Source organism: Bifidobacterium sp. VU/mBH4 (B4), assembly GCF_058199535.1.
Genome location: NZ_JBVPQJ010000003.1, coordinates 1 through 20,848 on the forward strand (window position 1 = coordinate 1; position 20,848 = coordinate 20,848).

A 20,848-nucleotide genomic window follows, 5' to 3' on the forward strand; every position below is an offset into this window, starting at 1 on the left:
GCCGGCATCCCCTGGTTCACCACCGACATGGGCGGCTTCCACGACGGGGACATCGAAGACCCCCAATTCAAAGAACTCCTGATGCGTTGGTGTGCTTTCTCTTGCTTCCTGCCCGTCATGCGAAACCATGGCGATCGCAGCCGTATTGATGAGGACGGAAATCCCAAAGAGCCGATCTACGCATCAGATGGCACCCCTCGTCTGCCTTCTGGCGCTGATAATGAGCCTTGGAGTTACGGGGAGAAGGTGGAAGCAGTCTTTCGCAAGTACATCACCATTAGAGAGGCCATGCGTCCATATCTACGCGAACTTTTCAGAATTGCTCATGAGGATGGCGATCCAATCGTGCGGGGGCTTTTCTACGAGTTTCAGGACGATGCGAACTGTTCCAATATCGCCGATGAATACATGTTCGGCCCCGATCTTTTAGTTGCTCCGGTCACTGATGCCGGTGTCGATAGCCGGCGTGTCTACCTTCCGGGAGATGAAAAAGTACAGTGGACCTGCTTGTCAACCGGTGAGGACTTCAAAGGCGGGTCTTCCGTCGAAGTTCAGGCCCCACTGGACGTAGTGCCCCTCTTTGCCAGGGACGGTAAGGACCACGGTCTGCGTGGCCTGATCTAGATCTGAGACTTTATCCAAGACCGACTAAGTCGGGGGATTTTTCGGCACTTTAAGTTGAACCGGTTCAATATTAGAAAGAAGGCCAATTATGACATCAATGATTGGTAAAACCATACGCCGATGGTGGATCATCTTTCTCCTGCCCACAATCGTGGCGTTCCTGATAGGATTTTTGGTTCCCTTCATCATGGGGGTTTACTTGAGCTTTACCAGGTTCACCACTGTCAGCGATTCACGCTGGGTGGGACTGGACAACTACCAAGGGGTGTTTTCCGACAAGGAATTCCAGCATGCCTTGGTTTTTACAGTTCTATTTACTGTAGTCACCACCCTAGTGGTCAATGTGGCCGGATTCTTCGTGGCCTACATGTTCACCAAAACGATGAAAGGGGCGAACCTTTTCCGTGCCGTATTTTTCATGCCCAACCTGATCGGCGGGATCATTCTGGGCTATGTTTGGCAGTTGCTTCTGAATGCGGTCTTTGGGCATTGGGGTCGATCGCTGACCTATTCGGGTACCTATGGGTTCTGGGGCTTGGTCATTCTCATGTGCTGGCAGCAGATCGGATACATGATGGTCATCTACATAGCTGGAATGCAGGCCCTGCCTGATGACGTGATGGAGGCAGCTGCTGTTGATGGGGCTTCGTCCAGACAGATTCTTTTCAAGGTCACCATACCCTTGATGATGCCCAGCATCACCGTATGCACCTTCTTGACTGTGACCAACGGTTTCAAGCTTTTCGATCAGAACCTTGCTCTGACGAATGGGGCACCCTCCAATACCTCGGAAATGCTGGCTTTGAATATCTACCGGACTTTTTACGGACGTACTGGCTATGAGGGAGTCGGCCAGGCCAAAGCCGTGATTTTCTTCATCATTGTGGCCATCGTGGCCCTGATCCAGAACAGATTGACGACTCGGAAGGAGGTGACGGCATGAAAAGGACTGATCTTAAACATGGATGGATCTGGACCATCATCTTCGCGATACTTTCCATTTTCTGGATCTTCCCCATTGCCTTGGTGGTAGTCAACTCTTTCAAAAACAAGATCTACATCTCGCAAAGCACTTTTTCGCTGCCGACCTCAAAGACATTTGTAGGTTTGCAAAACTATGCCCGTGGAATACGACGAACCAATCTCATCGCCAGCTTCGGCTGGACCGTGGTCGTGACCGTGGGAGCAGTAGGACTGATGCTGGTGTGCACCTCTATGTGTGCCTGGTGGATAGTTCGGGTCAACAACATTCCTTCAAAGGTCATCTACATGCTTTTCCTTTTCAGTATGATTGTCCCGTTCCAGATGGTCATGTTCCCGCTCTCGAAGATAGCTGACATGTTGGGGCTGAACACGCCTTGGGGGCTCTGGGTCCTCTACTTGGGGTTCGGCTGCGGTATGTGCGTTTTCATGTTTACAGGCGTCATCAAGTCTCTGCCCATGGATATTGAAGAGGCTGCCATGATTGACGGAGCCAGTGTGCCTCGGACCTTCTTCACGATCTTGGTCCCAATTATGAAGCCTAGCTTAGTGTCGGTGGCCATTTTGGAGACCATGTGGATATGGAATGACTTCCTGCTGCCCTACTTGACGCTTGACATGAGAAAGTACAAAACCGCCAGCATAGCCATTCAATATCTTAAAGGCGGATATGGAGCTGTGGATATGGGGGCCATGATGGGCTGCCTAGTGCTGACCATTATTCCTATCATCATCTTCTATATCTTCTGTCAGAAATACATCATTGCCGGTGTGACGGCTGGTGCGGTGAAGGGATGATTTTCCGAGGCAGCCATGCCCTCTTCTTCCAAAAGGCTATGGGAGAAGACCGGCGTTCGCTGAAGTGGAATTTTGTAAATCAATAAAAATGAAAGGAACCATTATGCAAAGAAGCATACGGAAGCTGACAGTGGTCGGTGTGACGCTGGCCATGGGGCTTGTTGGTCTGTCGGGGTGCGGAAGTCAGGGCAGCAGCAATGAAAGCAAGGCCTCAGGGGGCAAGGTTTACTATATGAACTTCAAGCCGGAGGTGGCTACGCAGTGGGAGGATCTTGCCAAGCAGTACACCGACGAGACCGGCGTCCAGGTTCATGTGCAGACGGCTGCTTCCGGGACCTACGATCAGGCGTTGAAGTCCGAGATGTCCAAGACGGAGGCCCCCACACTCTTTCAGGTTACTGGGCCTGTGGGTTTAAGGACTTGGAAGGACTACGTCTCTGACATTTCAGGGACCGAGCCCTACAAACAGCTTGAAGACAAGTCAACAGCGCTCAAAGATGATGCTGGCCACGTGGTAGCTGTCCCATTTGTGACCGAGTCTATTGGCATCATCTATAACAAGGAAATTCTGGATAAGTACTGCAAGTTGTCTGATGCCGCAGTCAAGTCCCCGCGTGAGATTAAATCCTTCCAGAAACTCAAAGCAGTCGCCGACGGCCTGCAGAAGCATAAGGATGATCTTGGGATCAAGGGGGCCTTCACCTCGGCAGGTATGGATTCCTCTTCCAATTGGCGTTTCGGCCAGCAGCTTGCTGCCGTGCCTCTCTACTATGAATTCAAGGATGAGAATACCGTCCAAAAGCAGCCCGCAACCATCAAGGGCACGTACCTGCCGGAATTCAAACAGATCTGGGATCTTTATCTCAAAGATTCCACCGTCGAACCATCCAAGCTGGGTTCCCTGACTCTGGACGATGCCAACTCAGAGTTTGCCACTGGCAGTGCCGCCTTCTACCAAAACGGTACTTGGGCATGGACAGATCTGCGCGATGCAGGCTTTAAGCCAGAGAATGTGGGGATGATCCCTATGTACATCGGTATTAAGGGCGAGGAGAAGCAGGGACTGACCACCGGAACCATGAACTACTGGTGCATCAACAAGAAGGCATCCAAGCAGGACCGGAAAGCTACTGAAGACTTCCTGAAGTGGGTCATAACTTCCGATGAGGGCAAGAAGGCCATGAGCGAGGATATGGGCTTCACGACACCTTTCAAGAGTTTTGCTGATGTTAAGACCGACAACCCTTTGGTTGAAATATCCCAGAAGGATACTAAGTCGAAGACCGAGAAGATTCCTTGGGTCCACACCATGCAACCTTCTGCTACTTATCAAAACAACATATATGATGCCATGCTGGAGTATGCGCAGGGGACCGGTGATTGGAATACGGTTGTCCATCGTTTCGTAGACGGATGGGCCGCCGAAATCCAGGCTTCCAAAAACTGACTCTCTGGTCGAACAACGGGGGGCGGTACTTTGCCGTCCCCTACCCTCGTCGAATGCATCATGATCGGTGCAGGTATCCGCATAGATACCGCTTGGTCAAGCGCCCATATTCGCATCTGTGCTTTTCTACTTCGACCCAGGATCCCTTGCTTGATCAGATCTGAAGCTTTTGGTGTGTGGACTATGGACAAGAATTGTTGTGATTACTGCCAGACCTGCATACCTGGTCATATGCCCGGTCGCCTTGAGCTGTGGCTTTTGGCCTAAGCCTGCCGAGTTTTAGGGACGTGTCGACCGCCTATTTTCAGTTATATCTGACGGGCAGTGGATCTATATGTGCTCGCACCCGCCAAGAGACCGCTCAGCGGGTCAGGGTCCGCTTCAGAATTCGATACTCGCTCTCGGTGATGGGCATGATGGAGCCGTGGCGCTTGGTCAGCCGGCCGAAGTTCATATCTGTAACCAGGGCCCAGTCCTGCCGCCGTCTGGATGACAAATCCGCCGAGCGGAAGGGCAGATAGCCCCGGCCCTCGGCGAACTGGTCGCAGATCAAGCCGAAAGGCATGGTTCGGCCGTCGGGCCCTGCGGCATCAGCATCGTTGTAGAGGAAGAGCTCGGGGCCCTCCAGATACCGCGAGGAGTAGCGCCCCTGGCCGAAGATGTCGGTCAGGTTGGACAGGTATGACCAGGCCTGGTCGTCGTCGGTACGCACCAGCTCGTGGGTGGCCGCATAGGGGTTGCGGGTGCGTTCCAGGGTGATCTGGTCATCCTTGGAGGCCCGGTACCACCAGCCGTCGGGCGCCTTGAGCATGGTCGTGTCGATGATCCCGTTGCTGCGGTCGATCCACTTGACCGGGCGGGAGAAGGACACCAGATCGGTGCTGGTGGCGTAGTACATGTTGATGCCGTCACCCAGCTCGTTGGCCAGGTCGGCTGCGGCCGGGTCCTCGGCGCTGTCGGCGGCCGCCGTGGCCCAGAAGACTATCCATTGACCTCTGTCGGCATCCCAGCAGGCCTCCGGTGCCCAGGCCATGCCCGCCTTGGGAATGGCCGAAGCTACGTCCACCAGGCGGGGTCTGCCCCAGTGGGCCAGATCCGGGGAATCCCAGATGACCAGGCCGGTGGATCCATCCACCGTGGACCGGCCCTCCTGCCAGCCGCCCCTGTGGTAGACGGACAGGTCGGTGGCGATGATGTGGAAGAGGCCGTCTGGTCCACGGACGATATAGGGATCGCGCACGCCACCCTCCCCCTCGCTCCAGGTCAGCACCGGGTCTCCCTGGGCCCGCAGGTCATGCCAGTGCAGGCCGTCCCGGCTGAGGGCGAAGTAGAGCTGCTCATCCGTCTCGGCTTGTTCATGGCCGGTGAAGTGGACGAAGAGGTAGGCGCTGGTCGCCTCGAACGAGGGTTGCCAATCCGTAGACATGTTCCACCTTTCCTGTTTACGGCAACGGTACCGCGGCGGCGGGGAACTGGCGGACAGGCGGCGGGTGCTTCTTCGCTCTTCCGTTCCGGCCATCCCAGGGCCGTCAGAGGTGATTCTAGCTGCCGACCTTCCTTTTGGCAGAGCCGGTCGTCCGGGCGGGTCGCGGTTTGGGCCGCACGGGACCCTAGACTGTGGACCATGAGCAAGCATCATCGCGACCGCAGTTGGGCTCCCGACCCCGAGCCGCTGCCCGAAGGCATCGGAGTCATCGACGATCACACCCACATGGCCTCCGTGGTCCCCTTCGCCCAGGAGATGGATCGGCAGGCCAGGGAACGCGGGCAGGATCCGGTCCCCGTCCGCACGGTCGACCAGCAGCTGGAAAGGGCCCGGGCTGTGGGGGTGGTCGGGGCCGTAGACGTGGGCTGCGAGCTGCCCCACCTGCAGACGGCTGTGGACCTGGCCCTGGCCCATCCCGGGGTGGTTCACGCGGCCCTGGCCATCCATCCCAATGAGGCCGTCCTGCACGGCCATCGAGGGGTGCCGGGACCGGATGGACTGCCGCTGCAATATCAGCCCTGGCATGAGGTTTCTTTCGAGCAGGCGCTTGAGGAGGTCGCCCGTCTGGCTCGCGCATATCCCGACCAGGTGGTGGCCATCGGAGAGACGGGCATGGACCTCTTCCGAACCGGCCAAGGGGCCGAAGAGATCCAGCGGCAGGCCTTCCGCGACCACATCGCCCTGGCCAAGGAGCTGGGCCTGCCCATGCAGATCCACGACCGCGACGCCCATCGGCATGTTATTGAGACCCTGCTGGAGGACGGCGCTCCCGAACGCACGATCTTCCATTCCTATTCGGGGGATGCGCAGATGGCCCAGGTGGCTGCCGAGCACGGCTGGTATCTGAGTTTTTCGGGGACGGTCTCCTACAAGGGCAACGAGGGAATCCGCCAGGCGCTGTCTGTGGTCGGCATGGACCACATCATGGTGGAGACCGATGCGCCCTACCTGAGTCCCATGCCCTACCGGGGACGCACCAACTCCCCCTACATGATTCCCTACACCCTGCGAGCTATGGCCGATGCCCTGGATCGCCCCCTGGCCCAAGTGGCCGAAGCGACGGCAAGCACCACGCGACGGGTTTATGGCCTGTAGGGGATGTCCGACGGACGGTGCCTGGCCGGGATTAAGCTAATGGTGTGTCGCGGTCTGAATCGCCCCTGCCGAGTGTGGGGGGAGAGTGCTACGGTTGTCGTCGCACGTGTGCGCAAACAGCAACATACGGCACCCGGAAGTAGATGAGTGAAGGCTTTGGCCGATGGAGGGCTCTATGGCGGATGAGCGGCATGAGTTGGCGGCTCAGGATGATGGCAGGGGCGCTGACGAACCACCCCGGTTATCCGGTGAAAAAAGGGCGAAGCCGACGACGGCCCGTCGCAAGGGTCAGCCGACGAAAGAATCGATACTTCCTCAGGAGAGCTTCACCAAGGCTCCCAAGATCTCGGCCAAGTCCCGCACCCGGGAGGAGGAGAACGAGCTCAAGCGGGTCCGGCGCGAGGCCCAGCGGGCAGCCCAGCGTCGCCGCACCCCGCCAAAGGGCCCTCTGGGCCGCTGGTGGCGGCGGGTGCAGTCTTCGCCAGACAGGATCAGCCTGGGCATGTGCATCGTGGCCCTGGGCGTGGTCTACGGCGACATCGGCACCTCACCCTTGTACACCATGCAGGCCTTCGTGGCAGGGCAGGGCGGCATGGCCCGTGTGGACAGGGCGGCCGTGCTGGGTATGCTCTCCCTGGTCTTCTGGTCCATCACGCTGATCACCACGGTCAAGTACGTGCTGGTGGCCATGCGGATCGACAACAAGGGCGAGGGTGGCATCTTCGCCCTGTACACCCTGGTCCGGCACTATGGCAAATGGCTGGCCATCCCGGCCATGGTCGGCGGCGCGGCTTTCCTGGCTGATTCGGTGCTGACTCCGGCGGTCTCCATATCCTCGGCAGTCGAAGGACTCAAGACCATCCCCGTCCTGACTCCGATCTTCCGTGAAAACGGGAACCTGACCATGGTCATCACCTTCGTGATCATCCTGATCTTGTTTGCGGTCCAATCGCGCGGAACCGAGCGGATCGGCAAGGTCTTCGGCAGCGTGGTCATGGTCTGGTTCGCCTTCTTGGCCCTGATCGGCATCTACTGCATCGGCAACGACTGGTCCATCTTCGAGGCGCTGAACCCGGTCTACGGGATCCGCTTCCTCTTCAGCCCGCAAAATCCGGTGGGCCTGACCATCATGGGCACGGTTTTCCTGTCGACTACGGGAGCCGAGGCCCTTTACTCCGACATGGGCCATGTGGGCCGTGGCAACATCTACGCCACCTGGCCCTTCATCAACATCGCTCTGGTCTTCAACTACTTCGGCCAGGGGGCCTGGATCCTGCGCAATCGTGACAATAAGGCCCTGCAGGGTGTGGATGGGCTCAACCCCTTCTTCCAGATGATGCCTACCACCGTGCGGTACGTGGCGGTGATCCTGTCGGTGACCGCTGGCGTCATCGCCTCGCAGGCCCTGATCACGGGAGCCTTCACCATGGTCTCGGAGGCCACAGGCCTCAACTGGATGCCTCACCTTCAGGTGCGTTACCCGGCGCGCACCCGTGGCCAGCTCTACATTCCCACCATCAACTGGGTCCTGTGTGTGGCTACGCTGACGGTGCTGGCCATCTTCAAGGATTCCGAGCACATCTCGGCCGCTTACGGACTGGCCCTGACCGTGACCATGATCACCACCACCGTTCTGCTGGCCGACTACATCTGGCACGATGGCAAGCGCGTGTTCTCTCTGCTCTTCGCCTTGGTCTTCCTGGCCATCCAGATCCTCTTCTTCATGGCCTCCATGGCCAAGTTCATGCACGGCGGCTGGTTCACCATGCTGCTGACCGCGGCCATCCTCTACATCATGTACACCTGGGATGTGGGCACCAAGGTGGAGCGCTCGCAACGCCGGCATATGACAGCCAAGGAGTGTCTGCCCGCCCTGGAGATGCTCCACAACGACTTCCGCGTCCCCTACTATGCGGACAACCTGGTCTATCTGACCTCGGACGCGGAGATGCGGCGGCTGGACACCGACATCTTCTTCTCCATCTTCGCCAACCGGCCCAAGCGGGCCCGGGCCTGGTGGGCGGTCTCGGTCCAGACCACGGATGCCCCCTACACCCGCAAGTATTCGGTGGAGAACTTCGGCACCAACTACCTCTTCCGCGTGCGCATGAGATTGGGCTTCAAGGTGGATCAGAATGTGGCCACTTACCTGCACCAGATCATGCACGAGCTGATCGACAGCGGCGAGCTGCCCAAGCAGCCCTCCATCTACCCCAAGGTGGACGAGGACCCGCAGATCGGCACCGTCACCTATGTGCTGGTCCACAAGGCCCTGATGCCCGAGTCCAAGATCGACTCCCGCGGCGCCTTCTCGCTGAAGGTCAAGTACGCCATCCGCAAGGTGGCGGGCTCGCCGATCAAGTGGTTCGGCCTGGCTCCCTACAACCCCATCGTGGAGGTGCAGCCCCTGTTCGTCTCCACCCGGGCGGTTCCCAAGCTGACGCGCGTGGTCCTGCCCTCCCGCAAGATCAAGGGCGGCAAGCACCACAAGGGCTGAATGAGTGGAATCTCACCCCGGGGAGCTTGGCCCAAATCGAGTCCGGGCCATAGAATTGACGGCATGGAACCTGGTGCCCGGCCTTTCCGGGCTACCGTCGAAAGGTGATGTGATGACACAAGCTCAAGCCAATATCGGAGTCGTGGGTCTGGCCGCCATGGGTGCCAGCCTGTCCAGGAACCTGGCACGGCACGGCAATACCGTTGCGGTCTACAACCGCCACTATTCGCGCACCGAGACCCTGATCAACGATCATGGCCAGGAGGGCCGGTTCGTCCCGGCCAAGACCCTGCAGGAGTTCGTGGCCTCGCTGACCAAGCCCCGCACGGCCATCATCATGGTCAAGGCCGGGGATCCCACTGACCAGATGATCGATGACCTGGCCGACCTGATGGAGCCCGGTGACATCATCGTCGATGCCGGCAATGCATACTTCAAGGACACCATCCGCCGGGAGAAGGCCATCAGGGCCCGTGGGCTGCACTTCGTGGGCTGCGGCGTCTCTGGTGGCGAGCAGGGCGCCCTCCTGGGGCCTTCCATGATGCCGGGCGGGACCGATGAGTCCTGGAAGACCCTGGGGCCCATCCTGGAGTCCATCGCCGCCAAGGTCGATGGCGAGCCCTGCGTCACCCATATCGGCACCGATGGGGCGGGCCACTTCGTCAAGATGGTCCACAACGGCATCGAGTACGCCGACATGCAGGTGATCGCTGAGTCCTATGACCTGATGCGCCGGGGCCTGGGCATGGAGCCTGAGGCCATCGCCCAGGTCTTCGAAGCGTGGAACCAGGGGGATCTGAACTCCTACCTGGTGCAGATCACCGCTGAGGTGCTCCATCACACCGATGCCGCCACCGGCAAGCCCTTCATCGACATCGTCACCGACCAGGCTGGCATGAAGGGCACCGGCACCTGGACCGTGCAGACCGCCTTGGATCTGGCCGTGCCCGTGACCGGCATCGGCGAGGCCGTCTTCGCCAGGGGACTGTCCTCCTCGCCCGAGCTGCGCAGCCAGGCGGCCCAAGAGGGTCTGAAGGGGCCGCAGCCCAAGGCCGTCATGGCCGACCTTGCCACCGACCCTGAGGCTCGCAAGTCCTTCATCGAGGACATCCGCCAGGCGCTCTATGCCTCCAAGATCGTGGCCTATGCCCAGGGGTTCAACGAGATGCAGGAGGGCGCCCAGGTCTACGGCTGGAAGCTGGACATGGGTGCCATCGCCCGCATCTGGCGCGGCGGCTGCATCATTCGGGCCAAGTTCCTGAATCGGATCTCCGATGCATACGCCTCTGGCCGTGAGCCGGACTCCCTGCTCTTCGACCCCTTCTTCAAGCAGGCGGTCGAGCAGGCCCAGGATTCCTGGCGGCGTGTCGTGGCCCGCGCCACCCAGGCCGGCATCCCCATTCCCGTCTTCGCCAGCTCCCTGTCCTACTACGACGGGCTGCGTTCCGATAGGCTTCCCGCCGCCCTGATTCAGGGCCAGCGTGACCTCTTCGGGGCCCACACCTATGGGCGTGTGGATCAGCCAGGTGCCTTCCACACCCTCTGGGCCGAGGACAAGTCCGAGATCAAGCAGGACTGAGCTTCTCGCCAGAACCGCAGGGGTCCGCGCAGCCGCTAAGTCGGCAGCGTGGACCCTTTTGTCAACCTGTCAGCGAATCTTGGCTGTGGATTCCCGGACCACCAGCCGGCAGGCGGCAGTCGTCCGGGTGGGAGGACGATTATCGTCGTCGCCTTGCAGACGGGCCAGGAGGGCGTCCACCGCCTTGCGGGCCAGGTCGTCCTTGTCGGTGCTGATGGTGGTCAGCGAGGGTATGTAGAGCGCTCCTTCCTGAATGCCGTCGAATCCTACGACGGCCAGGTCCCGAGGGACCTCCACGCCGCATTCGTGCAGTCCTCGAATCAGGCTCAGGGCCAGGGAGTCGGTCATGCAGAAGATGCCATCAAAGGGCAGGTCGGACGTGTCCGCCAGATGATGGCCCAGGTCGCGGGCCATTTCCCCGTCCCAGCGATCCAGAGGAAGGAAGTCTTGGGGACGGGCCCTGATTCCGGCGTCCTCCAGAGCCTTCAGACAGCCGGCTACCCTGCGGCCGCGGACCGCGTGCCGCTGGATCGGATCGGTGCTGGCCGTCATGTCGGCACCCACCACGCCTATTCGCCGGCATCCGCAGTCCAGCAGGTGCTGCACAGCCATGGCAGCTCCCTCGGTGCTGGCCGTCATGACCGAATCGAAGACCGGCTCGGCTGAGGGGTCGTCCAGCAGGACCAGAGGCTTGCCGTCGGCCAGCTCCTGCATCTCCTCGTTGGTGATGCTGCCTGGGCTGAAGATGGTGCCGTCGCAGAGCTGGCTGGTCACATGCCGGAGTATGGAGACCTCGTCTTGCTTGGAGTTGGAGGTCTGCTGGATGATGGCCTGCATGCCGTGGGCGTTGATCTGCCGGGAGATGGCCGCACTCATCTGCGCAGGATAAGGCTTGTCCAGCTCGAAGATGGCCACCCCGATGATGCCGCTCTTGCCTGAGCGCAGGCTTCTGGCTGACAGGTTGGCCGAGTAGCGGAGCTTGCGGGCGGCAAGCAGGACCCTGCGCCTGGTGTCATCCGCTATGCGTGTATCGCCTCGAAGGGCATAGGAGGCAGTGGCCCGAGAGACTTGCGCCTCCTTGGCTACATCGCTCATCGTCACCATCTCGCACCTTTCCCGGGGTTTAGCCATTATCTTAGGCACGCGGGGTACCTTAGCAGAATGTGATTGACACGATTCAATCAACGTGCTATACCAAATTGTGACAGTAATTGAATCGTGTCAATTCCCGGGTCTCGATGTTGAACAGCCCGGACGGATGTTCAGAGGATTGATTGCAAGGAGGAGTCATGAAGCTGAAGCGAGCATGGAAGGGCATAGCTGCGGCGCTGGGGGTCGGCATGGTGGTGTCGGCCATGGGTGCCTGCGGGGCTGGTGGCGCTGACGGGTCCAAGACCACGCTGACCTTCCTGTCATGGAACAACGAACAGGTGATGAGGCCATACATCGACCAATTCGAGCAGGAGAACCCAGGGATCAAGGTGGACTTCAGCTACTCGCCGCCGACCCCTGAGTACATCCAGACCCTGCAGACCCGGCTGGTCGGCAATCAGGCCCCGGATGTGTTCATCATCACCTCCGAGAACAAGGCTGACCTGATCAAGAACGGCTACGTGCGGGATCTGACCGAGGAGCCCTTCATGCGCAACATCTCCCAGGCCAACAAGGACTTCGTCAGCCACCAGGGCAAGGTCTACGGCATGTCGGTGTCCTCCTGGGCCTCCGGCATTGTCTACAACAAGGATCTGCTGGCCAAGGCGGGCGCCAAGGAGGTGCCGCAGACCTGGGACGGGTTCCTGCAGCTGTGCAAGAAGCTCAAGGCCGCCGGGGTCACGCCCTTCCTGGAGACCATCGCGGATGGCCCCAGCAGGATTCCCGACGCTTTCATGGGTTCGCAGTTCGACAGGGACAAGGTCGACGTGACCAGCCTGATCGACCGCCGTCCGCAAAAGCCTGGCAGCGACCAGCGTGAGGCGGCTGCGGCCTGGATGAAGCTCTACGACCAGGGCCTGGTCACACGTGACACGGTCGGCATCAGCGGCGACGACATGAAGACCCAGTTCATCAACGGCCAGGTGGCCATGATCTGCACCGGCCCCTGGGACCTGCCATCCATCGGCCAGGCCGGGCTCAAGTATGGCATGGCCCCCATGCCGCTCATGGAGAAGGGCATGGTCAACTACGCCCAGGGATCGCCGTCGCCCGCCTACGCCATCTACTCCCACCTCAAGGGCGACAAGCTCAAGGCTGCTCAGAAGTTCCTGACCTTCATGGACAGCCGCTGGGCCCTGCAGCGTTCGGCCGACAACGGGGATGCCATCACCGTCCAGGGGTTCAAGGCCAAGGTCAAGCCCGAGTACGAACAGGTCTACCGGACCAACGTGCAACCAGGCCACTACTTCCTGCTCATGAACTTCTACGCCAAACCGGATGTGCTGACTACGGTCCGCCAGTCCGAGACCCAGCAGCTGGTTCAGGGGTCCATCAACCTGGATCAGTGGGCCAAGGCCATCGACGACAAGATGGCCTCGGTCAAGTAGGAAGGGCTGGATCATGGCTTCCCAATCTGCGGCAGAGCGTGTCAACGCCCATCGACGGCGCATGCTCGGCCTGCGGCAGGATCTGACCTCCTTCTGGTTCCTCCTGCCTATCCTGGCGGTCTTCGTCATCCTCTTCGCGGTGCCGCTGGTGCAGACCATCATCTACTCGGTGACCGACTTCAATGGCTACAGCCTGAACATGCACTATGTGGGCTGGAAGAACTACCACAGCGTGTTCACCGATTCCTCGACCATGCAGGGCCTGGTGTTCACCATCCTGTATGCCGTGGCTCAGACGGTACTGGTGACCATCTTCGCCATCCCCCTGGCTGTCACCCTGAACCGGAAGTTCTGGGGCCGCAACTTCGCCCGCTCCCTGTTCTTCTTCTTCAGCGTGCCATCGCTGGCCATCATGGGCATGGTCTGGAAGTACATCTTCTCGCCCATGAAGTCAGGTGTCATCAATACTATTCTGGGCGTCTTCGGTCTGGGCCCGGTACCTTGGCTGTCCAATTCGACCCTGGCCCGGTGCTGCGTCATCTTCATCGCGGTCTGGGCACAGATCGGCTGGCATGCCACACTCTACCTGGCCTTCCTGCAGTCCATCCCCGGTGACCTCTATGAGCAGGCCACGGTGGACGGCGCCACCAGCCGCCAGCAGTTCGTCCACATCACCCTGCCCCAGCTGATCCCGGGCATCGTCACCTCCAGCTTCCTGCTCATGTCGGGAGGCCTCAAGGTCTACGACCTGCCCTACACCATGACCAAGGGCGGCCCCGGGTACTCCACCTATACGGTGACCCAGTCCATCATTCAGCAGGGCATCGGCCAGTCCCAGTACGGGCTGGGCTCGGCCCTGGCGGTTCTGTTCACCCTGGCCACGGCCCTGGTGGTCTTCGCTCAGATGGGCGCCGCCAGCCTGATTTCCAGGAGGTTCCAATGAGCAGCAGCAAGAGCTCGACCCTGACCCTGAGCCAGCGGGAACGGCGGCGTTCGGTGGTCAGGAGCGTGGTGGTGCTGATCATCGCCTTGATCTGCGCTGTGCCCCTCTGGTACATCCTGATCAACACCTTCAAGACCGTCCCCGACATGGCCACCAACCCCTTGGGCCTGCCCAAGCAGTGGACGCTGCGCAACTACACGCGAGCCTTTGCTACGGTGCCCATCGTCCGCAGCCTGGTCAACACCCTGATCGTCACCTTCTTCGGCGTCCTCTTCCAGGTGCTGATCGGAGCCCTGGCCGCCTACGGGATGATCCTGCGCAAGTCGATCTTCACCTCGGTCATCGGGGTGATCCTCATGATCGCCTTCGTCATTCCCACCCAGTCCACCCTGATCCCCCTCTACCGAATGGAGTCCAGCGTGGGGCTGGTCAACACGCTCCTGGGCCTGATCATCATGTACCTGGGCGGGGCGGTCTTCTGCTACTTCCTGATCGTGGGCTACATGCAGTCCTTGCCCTTCGAGGTCATCGAGGCCGCCAGGATCGACGGGGCCGGTCCCTTAAGGATCTTCTGGAGCATCGTGCTGCCCCTGATCAGGCCCATCCTGACCACAGTGGTGGTCTTCCAGACCATGTCGACCTGGAACGACTTCATGACGGCCAACGTCTTCATCAGCAGCTCCAGCCTGCGCACCATCGTCCTGCAGGTCTACAACGCAGTCGGCCAGTTCACTACTGATTGGCCCAGCTTCATGACCATCACGGTCCTGGCCCTGATCCCGGTCTTCGTCTTCTTCATCTTCTGCCAGAAGTGGATCGTCTCCGGGCTGGTTGCCGGAGCAGTCAAGGGGTAAGGCGACCAGTCGGAAGGTCGTAGTCAATGGCGGCGGTCGGAGGTTCCGGCCGCCGCACTCATAAGGAATCGGAGTCACAGTCCATGGAGGAATTCACAAGCGCACATCAAGGGTCGAAGGGGATGGGATTGGCGAGCAACCCCTTGCATCGCTACTGCGCGGACCCGGATCTGGTCATGATCGGGGACCGCTGGTACCTGTACTGCACCGAGGACGGTCTGCCTGAATGGTCCTCGCACGCCTTCTATGTCTATGAATCCGGGGACCTTTGCCACTGGAGCCGCAGAAAAATCCTGGACTTGGACCAGGTTCCCTGGTGGCATGGAGGACAGGGTGCCTGGGCTCCCTGCCTGCTGGTGCGCCAGGGGCGCTGCATTCTGTATTTTGTGGCCGACGGGCAGATTGGCCAGGCTGTCGCTCCTGGGCCAACTGGACCCTTTCGGTCGGCCCAGGAGCCATTCATCGCCCGGGGGGACTACGACTGCCTGCCCATCGATCCCTCGGTCTTTGTGGATGACGACGATGTGCCCTATCTGCTCTGGGGCAATGGCCGTGCCTACCTGGGGCAGCTGAGCCCGGACGGCCTGCGTCTGGAAGATGGCTCGGTGCGCTCCGCCGTGCCCGACAACTTCCGCGAGGCCGTCACTATCTGCCGACGGGCAGACACCTACTATGCCTCATGGTCGGAGAACGACACCAGGGATCCGAGCTACCGGATCCGCTGGTCCAGCGCGCCATCGCTGGACGGGCCCTGGACCGCGCCCCAGGTCCTGATCCAGGCTGATCATGCCAAGGGGATCCTGGCCACGGGACACCACTGCATCACCCGTGTGCCGGACCGGGACGACTGGATCGTGGCCTACCACAGGTTCGCCAGGGACGGCCGGGGCGACGGCTGCCATCGCGAAATCGTCTTCGCTCCCTTGGATTTCGACGACGATGGCGCCATGGTCCAGGTTCGTCCGCAGGTGGGATCCTACTGGTACCCGGCTCGGGACCTGGTCACTCCCTGACGATGGGGTGGCCGCCGAAGGCGCTGCGCAGGGCGGACACCACCTTCATGGTCATGGGGTCCTCGATCTTGGAGGACTGGCGGGCGTAGAGGGCCGAGGTGATGGCCGGTGTAGGCACCCCCAGCTCCAGGGCATCCGCAATCATCCACTTGGTCTCGCCGGTCTCATCGGCCTTGCCGGCGATTCCGCTCAGGTGGGGGTCCTCCTTCAGGGCCTGGGCCAGCAGGTCCAGCAACCAGGACTGGATGACCGAACCCTTGCGCCAGGACTCCACCACTTCGCCCGGCTCCTTGATCAGGTCGGAGGCCTCCAGGACCGCATACCCCTCGGCCAAGGCCTGCATCATCCCGTACTCGATGCCGTTATGAACCATCTTGGCATAGTGACCCGCGCCGGTTCCTCCCGCGTGGACCAGACCGTAGTCGCCCTCGGGCTTCAGAGTGTCCAGAATGGGCTGGATCCGAGCCACGTCCTGATCCGAGCCGCCGACCATCAGGGCGTAGCCCTTTTCCTTGCCCCAGATGCCGTTGGAGGTGCCCACGTCCACCAGGCCTATGCCCTTGGCGGTCAGGGCTTGGGCGTGCTCCTGGTCCTGGGTGAAGCGGGTGTTGCCCCCGTCCACGACCAGGTCGCCGCGCTCCATAAGATCGCCCAGCTGATCGAGCGTGGACTCGATGGGCTTGCCGGCCGGGACCATGACCCAGATCACTCGTGGTGCCTCGAGGGCCTGGACCAGGGCTTGCAGGCTGTCCACATCCCTGCCCGAGTCCGGGGCGATGTCGTAGCCGACCACCTGGTGGCCGCCGGTGCGCAGGCGGTCCGCCATGTTCTTGCCCATGCGTCCCAGGCCGATCATGCCAATCTTCATAGTGTCAGTTCCTCTCCCTTGACTGCAACAGTGTGAAGTTGACCGCGATGGTTGGTGGTCGGCCGCGGTCGGGCCGAATCGTCGGTGCTACTGGCGGGCTGCCTGCCGGGCGCGCTCGGCCTGAACCTGAGCGGTGTGCGCCTTGACGTCGCACTGCAGGCCCAGGGTGTCGATGACCTCTTCGGCCTCGATCTCGGGAGCCATGCGCAGACCCACGTCAATAGTCAGGTGGACCTCGTCCGGTCCCAGGGGCTCCAGGTCATCGAACTGGGAGCGCAGCATCTGTGGCTTCATGAAGTGGCCCTTCCGCTTGGAGAGCCGTTCCATGATGGAGTCGTAGTCCCCGCTCAGGTGAATGAAGACCACGCCCGGCATCCGCAGCCGGTCACGATAGATCCGCTTCAGGGCCGAGCAGGTGACGGTTCCGGGCACTCCTCGCCGCATATGGTCCTCGATCCACTCATGGATGCTGTTCAGCCAGGGCCACCGGTCTTCGTCGTTCAGGGGGATGCCGCGGGCCATCTTGTCGATGTTGGCCTGGGGGTGGAAGTCGTCGGCCTCGGCCATGTCCCAGCCCAGCTTGTTGCCCAGGTGCTCGTTCATGGTGGTCTTGCCGCAGCCGGCGACTCCCATGATGACCAGAACGGGGGTGCGGTCTTGGAAGTAGTCCGGGGGAACCGTGTTGTCCACTGCCGAGGGGACCTGGGGCTCCGGGTGATCTTCTGCGCTCAGCGCGTCGGAATTCTTTGACGATGTGTCGACCATGTGTAACCTTTCTGAAAAGTAATCTGACAATGGCGCTCAGGCGGTGATGGGCACAAAGATGCTGGCGATCATGACCAGGACCAGAACCACTACCGACAGCAGGCATTCCAGAACCGACCAGGTCTTCAGGGTCTCGCCAACGCTCAGGCCGAAGTACTCCTTGATCAGCCAGAAGCCTGCGTCGTTGAGGTGGGAGAGGAAGATGGAGCCGGCGCCGATGGCGATGACCAGGAGCGTAGTGGCCGTGGAGCCAGCATGCATCATGGTCATGGCGTTGCTGAGGATGCCGGCCGTGGTCAGGATGGAGACGGTGGCCGAGCCTGTGGCGATGCGCACGAAGACGGCGATGACCCAGCCTAGCAGGAAGATGGAGATGTTGGAGTGCTCCACAAAGGTGCCGATGATCTTGCCGATGCCGGTGGAGACCAGTACGCCCTTGAAGCCGCCGCCTGCGCCCACGATCAGCAGGATGCCTGCCACAGCGGGCAGCGAGGCTCCCAGGGAGTCATTGACGGTCTTCCAGGAGATGCCCGAGGCGGCCTTGAGAACCAGCATGGAGACAATCAGGGCTATGGCCAGGGCCATGACCGGGTTGCCGATGAAGTTGATGGTCTGTGCCAGGCCGTCCGTGCGATCCTTGAATCCGGGAATGGCGATCTCGAAGATGGAGGTCAGTAGCATGAGGACTGCCGGCAGCAGGATGCAGCAGACCGAGATGGCGAAGGAGGGCAGTCGGGTCTCCTCCTTGCCTGCCTGCTCGCTCTTGGCCACAAAGTCGGTCGGTGCCTGGATGGGCACCCAGCGGGAGGCCAGCCGGGAGAAGCCCGGGCCCACGACGACCAGGGTGATCAGGGCGAAGGGGATGCCGAACATCATGGTCAGGCCCACATTGCCGGTCTGCTTGAACTGACTCAGGGCTGCCAGGGGGCCGGGGTGGGGAGGCACGCAGGCGTGCATGATGGACAGGCCTGCCAGGGTGGGGATGGCCACCCGCATCAGGGGGAGCTTGGTACGGCGGGCCACCAGAATGATGACCGGGACCAGAATGACCAGGCCAACCTCGAAGAACATGGGCAGGCCGATCAGGGCGCCGATCAGGGCCATGATCCAGGGGATGGTGGCGGGCTTGGACTTGGCGACCAGGGTGTTGACCACCTGGTCAGTGGCTCCGGTGTCCATGAGGACCTTGCCGATCATGGCTCCCAGGCCAATCAGAATGCCCACGGAGCCCATGGTGGAGCCGAACTCGCCGGTGAAGCTGGTCAGGGTGGCCACGGGACCATAGCCGGAACCGATGCCGACCACCAGGGCGGCACCCAGCAGGGAGACAAAGGGATGAAGCTTAACGACGGTGACTAGGAAAATGAGCACCGCCAGGCTGAGCACCAGACTGATGCCCAATTGGGTGGTGTTCAGGGAAACGGCCTGACTCGCCGCCAGGGTCAGGTACCCGCCGGCTGTCGGCTGCGACGCTAAAAGCATGGCTGCCTCTTCTCTGAGGATGCGAACCGTTCGGCCTGAGCAGCTTTCCGGCCCTTATTTTTGCATTACGTAATATCGACAGCGTGATATTACGTATGCCTTAACAGACCATATCATACACGAGCCTGGGACGGTCTGGAAGATGGCATGCTGAGGGCAGGATTGAGCCTCGGCTCATTTGCAGCATCGTTTGATTCCTGTGGGAACGAGCCCGGTTGCTAAAGTGGAATTCGTGGAAAGCGCGAGCAAGCCTGATGACGAGACGGCTACAGAAGGCACCCTGCATGACCGGCTCCTGGATCAGTGGGGGGCGGCCATCGTCGATGGCACCATCGCTCCGGGCGACCGATTGCCTGCCCCTAATCTGGATAGCCAGAGGCCCTCGCGCACGGTCACCCGGGAGGTCACCAGGGTTCTTCAGGCCATGGGTCTGGTCACCGTCAAACGCAAGGTCGGTGCCACGGTCAACACCCGTCAGCTCTGGAACATCTATGATCCTCGGGTGATCGAGTGGAGGCTGCGCGGACCTGGCCGGGGGCGGACCCTGCATGAGCTGTCCGAGCTCAGGGCATGCGTGGAGCCTATGGCTGCCCAGCTGGCGGCCAGCCATGCTGATCAGGATCAATGGGCGAAGCTGACGCGGGCCGCCATTGACATGGTAGCCAACGCTGACCGGGCCGACGGGCCGGACTATCTTCGGGCTGACGAAACCTTCCACCGAACCTTGCTTGAGGCATCGGGCAACGCTATGTTCGCGGCCCTGGGCGATGTGATTGCTTCAGTGCTGTCTGGGCGGACCCGGCATGAGCTTATGCCCAGGAAGGCTGATGAGAAGGCGCTGCGGCTGCACGGGGACGTGGCTGCGCTGATACGGCGGGGCGATGCAGAGGGTGCCCGCCACGCCATGGATTGGATCGTCGACGAATCCGATCGGGCTATCGAACACATGACTCGAAAAGACTCCGAAGACTCCTTCCCTGCTGCGGATAAGGAATCTTCGGAGTCCTGAAATTTGCAGAGGCTCGTGTTGCGGAAGGCTCAGTGCAGTTTCGAGGCGGCATCAGCGTCCAGGAGCCAGAGGGTCTCCAGGGTGCCCCTGGCATACGAGGAGGGGACATGGGGATCGTCTGTAGTTCCCAGGGCAGCAGCCACGGCTGAGGCTTTCTCAGCGGTTGAGGTGAAGAGCCAGACCTTGGGGGTCCGGCGGATGAACGGCGTGGTCATGGTGACCCTGAGCGGGGGCAGCTTGGGGGAGTTGCTGACGCCCGTCACCAGCGGATCGTCGTCCTGCAATCTGACCTCGGGTCGGTCGGGGAAGAGGGAGGCATAGTGGCCGTCGGGCCCCACGCCAAAGACAGCCAGATCCATCCGACCCTCAGGGCCCAGCTGGTTGATGATCTCCTGCTGATAGGCGGCTGCCGCCTGGGTCAGAGCCCGTTCGTTCTCCTCCTGGTCAGCGGCCTCAACCTGGGCTGTGCTGCGGGTGTCCACGGGCATGGAATGTACGTTGGCCTGCGGCAACAGCCCTTGGTCGATCAGCGCGCCGTACCAGGCCCGCCGTGCCTGTTCGTCGTTGCGATCCGGGTCTTCCAGGCCCACGAACCGCTCATCGCTCCACCAGAGGTGGACCCGGCTCCAGTCCACGCTCTGGCTCAGGGGATCGGCACCCATCAGAGCATAGACATCCGCCGCGTCCCGGCCACCAGTCAGCGCCAGGTCGGCCCGATCCTGACGGGCCAGGAGGTCGCCCAGCTCGAGCAGGATGCGGACTGCTGTAGCCCGATTGAGCAACTTGGTCGTGGCATAGGTCACGGTACGACGATCGGTCATCTGATCCTCCTTGCATGCAGGTGATGCTGGCCTCAGCCTACACCCA

At 61.0% G+C, this 20,848-nt stretch carries 17 protein-coding genes and 1 pseudogene; 12 read left to right on the plus strand and 6 right to left on the minus strand.

Annotated features, from left to right (window positions below):
• The 4 genes from AC0AII_RS04660 to AC0AII_RS04675 form a co-directional block, all read left to right on the plus strand.
• Positions 1–624: TIM-barrel domain-containing protein (locus tag AC0AII_RS04660; protein ID WP_490446306.1), on the plus strand; the 624-nt coding region annotated here is incomplete at its 5' end.
• Positions 625–712: 88 nt separating this feature from the next.
• Entirely contained in the window at positions 713–1,567 is an 855-nt protein-coding gene (locus AC0AII_RS04665) for a carbohydrate ABC transporter permease (protein ID WP_490446307.1), read from the plus strand.
• Positions 1,564–2,403, plus strand: coding sequence for a carbohydrate ABC transporter permease (locus tag AC0AII_RS04670; RefSeq protein ID WP_490446308.1), 840 nt, complete (start codon positions 1,564–1,566; stop codon positions 2,401–2,403). Before AC0AII_RS04665 ends, AC0AII_RS04670 begins: the two co-directional genes overlap by 4 nt.
• An 82-nt stretch (positions 2,404–2,485) precedes the next feature.
• Positions 2,486–3,850 carry an ABC transporter substrate-binding protein gene (locus AC0AII_RS04675; protein ID WP_490446455.1) on the plus strand — a complete coding sequence of 455 codons (1,365 nt, stop codon included), beginning with the start codon at positions 2,486–2,488 and terminating at the stop codon, positions 3,848–3,850.
• Positions 3,851–4,211: 361 nt separating this feature from the next.
• On the opposite strand, the gene AC0AII_RS04680 is transcribed toward AC0AII_RS04675, so the two are convergent.
• Positions 4,212–5,276: an alpha-arabinofuranosidase gene (locus AC0AII_RS04680; protein WP_490446309.1), complete on the minus strand. Its 1,065-nt coding sequence runs from the start codon at positions 5,274–5,276 to the stop codon at positions 4,212–4,214.
• Between the two features lie 198 nt (positions 5,277–5,474).
• On the opposite strand from AC0AII_RS04680, the gene AC0AII_RS04685 reads away from it, so the two are divergent.
• From AC0AII_RS04685 to gnd (AC0AII_RS04695), 3 genes are all read left to right on the plus strand, one after another.
• A complete protein-coding gene (locus AC0AII_RS04685; protein WP_490446310.1) occupies positions 5,475–6,431 on the plus strand; it encodes a TatD family hydrolase in 957 nt (318 codons plus the stop codon).
• A gap of 175 nt (positions 6,432–6,606) precedes the next feature.
• Positions 6,607–8,928 carry a KUP/HAK/KT family potassium transporter gene (locus AC0AII_RS04690; RefSeq protein ID WP_144085247.1) on the plus strand — a complete coding sequence of 774 codons (2,322 nt, stop codon included), beginning with the start codon at positions 6,607–6,609 and terminating at the stop codon, positions 8,926–8,928.
• 112 nt (positions 8,929–9,040) lie between these two features.
• Positions 9,041–10,507, plus strand: coding sequence for an NADP-dependent phosphogluconate dehydrogenase (gnd, locus tag AC0AII_RS04695; RefSeq protein WP_490446311.1), 1,467 nt, complete (start codon positions 9,041–9,043; stop codon positions 10,505–10,507).
• A gap of 69 nt (positions 10,508–10,576) precedes the next feature.
• On the opposite strand, the gene AC0AII_RS04700 is transcribed toward gnd (AC0AII_RS04695), so the two are convergent.
• Positions 10,577–11,611, minus strand: coding sequence for a LacI family DNA-binding transcriptional regulator (locus tag AC0AII_RS04700; protein WP_490446312.1), 1,035 nt, complete (start codon positions 11,609–11,611; stop codon positions 10,577–10,579).
• Between the two features lie 185 nt (positions 11,612–11,796).
• Here AC0AII_RS04700 and AC0AII_RS04705 point away from each other — a divergent pair, with 185 nt between their 5' ends.
• The 4 genes from AC0AII_RS04705 (at position 11,797) to AC0AII_RS04720 (ending at position 15,857) form a co-directional block, all read left to right on the plus strand.
• Complete coding sequence (locus AC0AII_RS04705) at positions 11,797–13,047, plus strand: ABC transporter substrate-binding protein (RefSeq protein ID WP_490446313.1); 1,251 nt, start codon at positions 11,797–11,799, stop codon at positions 13,045–13,047.
• Positions 13,048–13,060: 13 nt separating this feature from the next.
• The gene (locus AC0AII_RS04710; protein ID WP_490446314.1) at positions 13,061–13,990 is read left to right on the plus strand and encodes a carbohydrate ABC transporter permease; all 930 of its coding nucleotides are present in this window, start codon (positions 13,061–13,063) and stop codon (positions 13,988–13,990) included.
• On the plus strand, positions 13,987–14,844 hold the full coding sequence (locus AC0AII_RS04715) for a carbohydrate ABC transporter permease (RefSeq protein WP_490446315.1): 858 nt from the start codon (positions 13,987–13,989) through the stop codon (positions 14,842–14,844). The genes AC0AII_RS04710 and AC0AII_RS04715 overlap by 4 nt, the downstream gene beginning before the upstream one ends.
• Positions 14,845–14,966: 122 nt before the next feature.
• Positions 14,967–15,857, plus strand: a complete 891-nt coding sequence (locus tag AC0AII_RS04720) for a family 43 glycosylhydrolase (RefSeq protein ID WP_490446316.1) — start codon at positions 14,967–14,969, stop codon at positions 15,855–15,857.
• Here the strand turns inward: AC0AII_RS04720 and gnd (AC0AII_RS04725) are convergent.
• The 3 genes and pseudogenes from gnd (AC0AII_RS04725) to AC0AII_RS04735 all read right to left on the minus strand — a co-directional run.
• Positions 15,847–16,758: pseudogene (gene gnd / locus AC0AII_RS04725) on the minus strand (phosphogluconate dehydrogenase (NAD(+)-dependent, decarboxylating)); the annotation flags it as partial. The gene AC0AII_RS04720 and the pseudogene gnd (AC0AII_RS04725) sit on opposite strands and share 11 nt — an antisense overlap.
• A gap of 54 nt (positions 16,759–16,812) precedes the next feature.
• Complete coding sequence (locus tag AC0AII_RS04730) at positions 16,813–17,490, minus strand: gluconokinase (RefSeq protein WP_490446317.1); 678 nt, start codon at positions 17,488–17,490, stop codon at positions 16,813–16,815.
• A 36-nt stretch (positions 17,491–17,526) separates the two neighbouring features.
• On the minus strand, positions 17,527–18,972 hold the full coding sequence (locus AC0AII_RS04735; RefSeq protein ID WP_101431850.1) for a GntP family permease: 1,446 nt from the start codon (positions 18,970–18,972) through the stop codon (positions 17,527–17,529).
• Positions 18,973–19,204: 232 nt separating this feature from the next.
• Between AC0AII_RS04735 and AC0AII_RS04740 the strand changes: the two genes are divergently transcribed.
• Positions 19,205–19,981, plus strand: a complete 777-nt coding sequence (locus AC0AII_RS04740; RefSeq protein WP_490446318.1) for a FadR/GntR family transcriptional regulator — start codon at positions 19,205–19,207, stop codon at positions 19,979–19,981.
• 29 nt (positions 19,982–20,010) lie between these two features.
• Here AC0AII_RS04740 and pgl read toward each other — a convergent pair whose 3' ends face one another.
• Entirely contained in the window at positions 20,011–20,802 is a 792-nt protein-coding gene (gene pgl / locus AC0AII_RS04745) for a 6-phosphogluconolactonase (protein WP_490446319.1), read from the minus strand.
• Between the last annotated feature and the right edge of the window lie 46 nt (positions 20,803–20,848).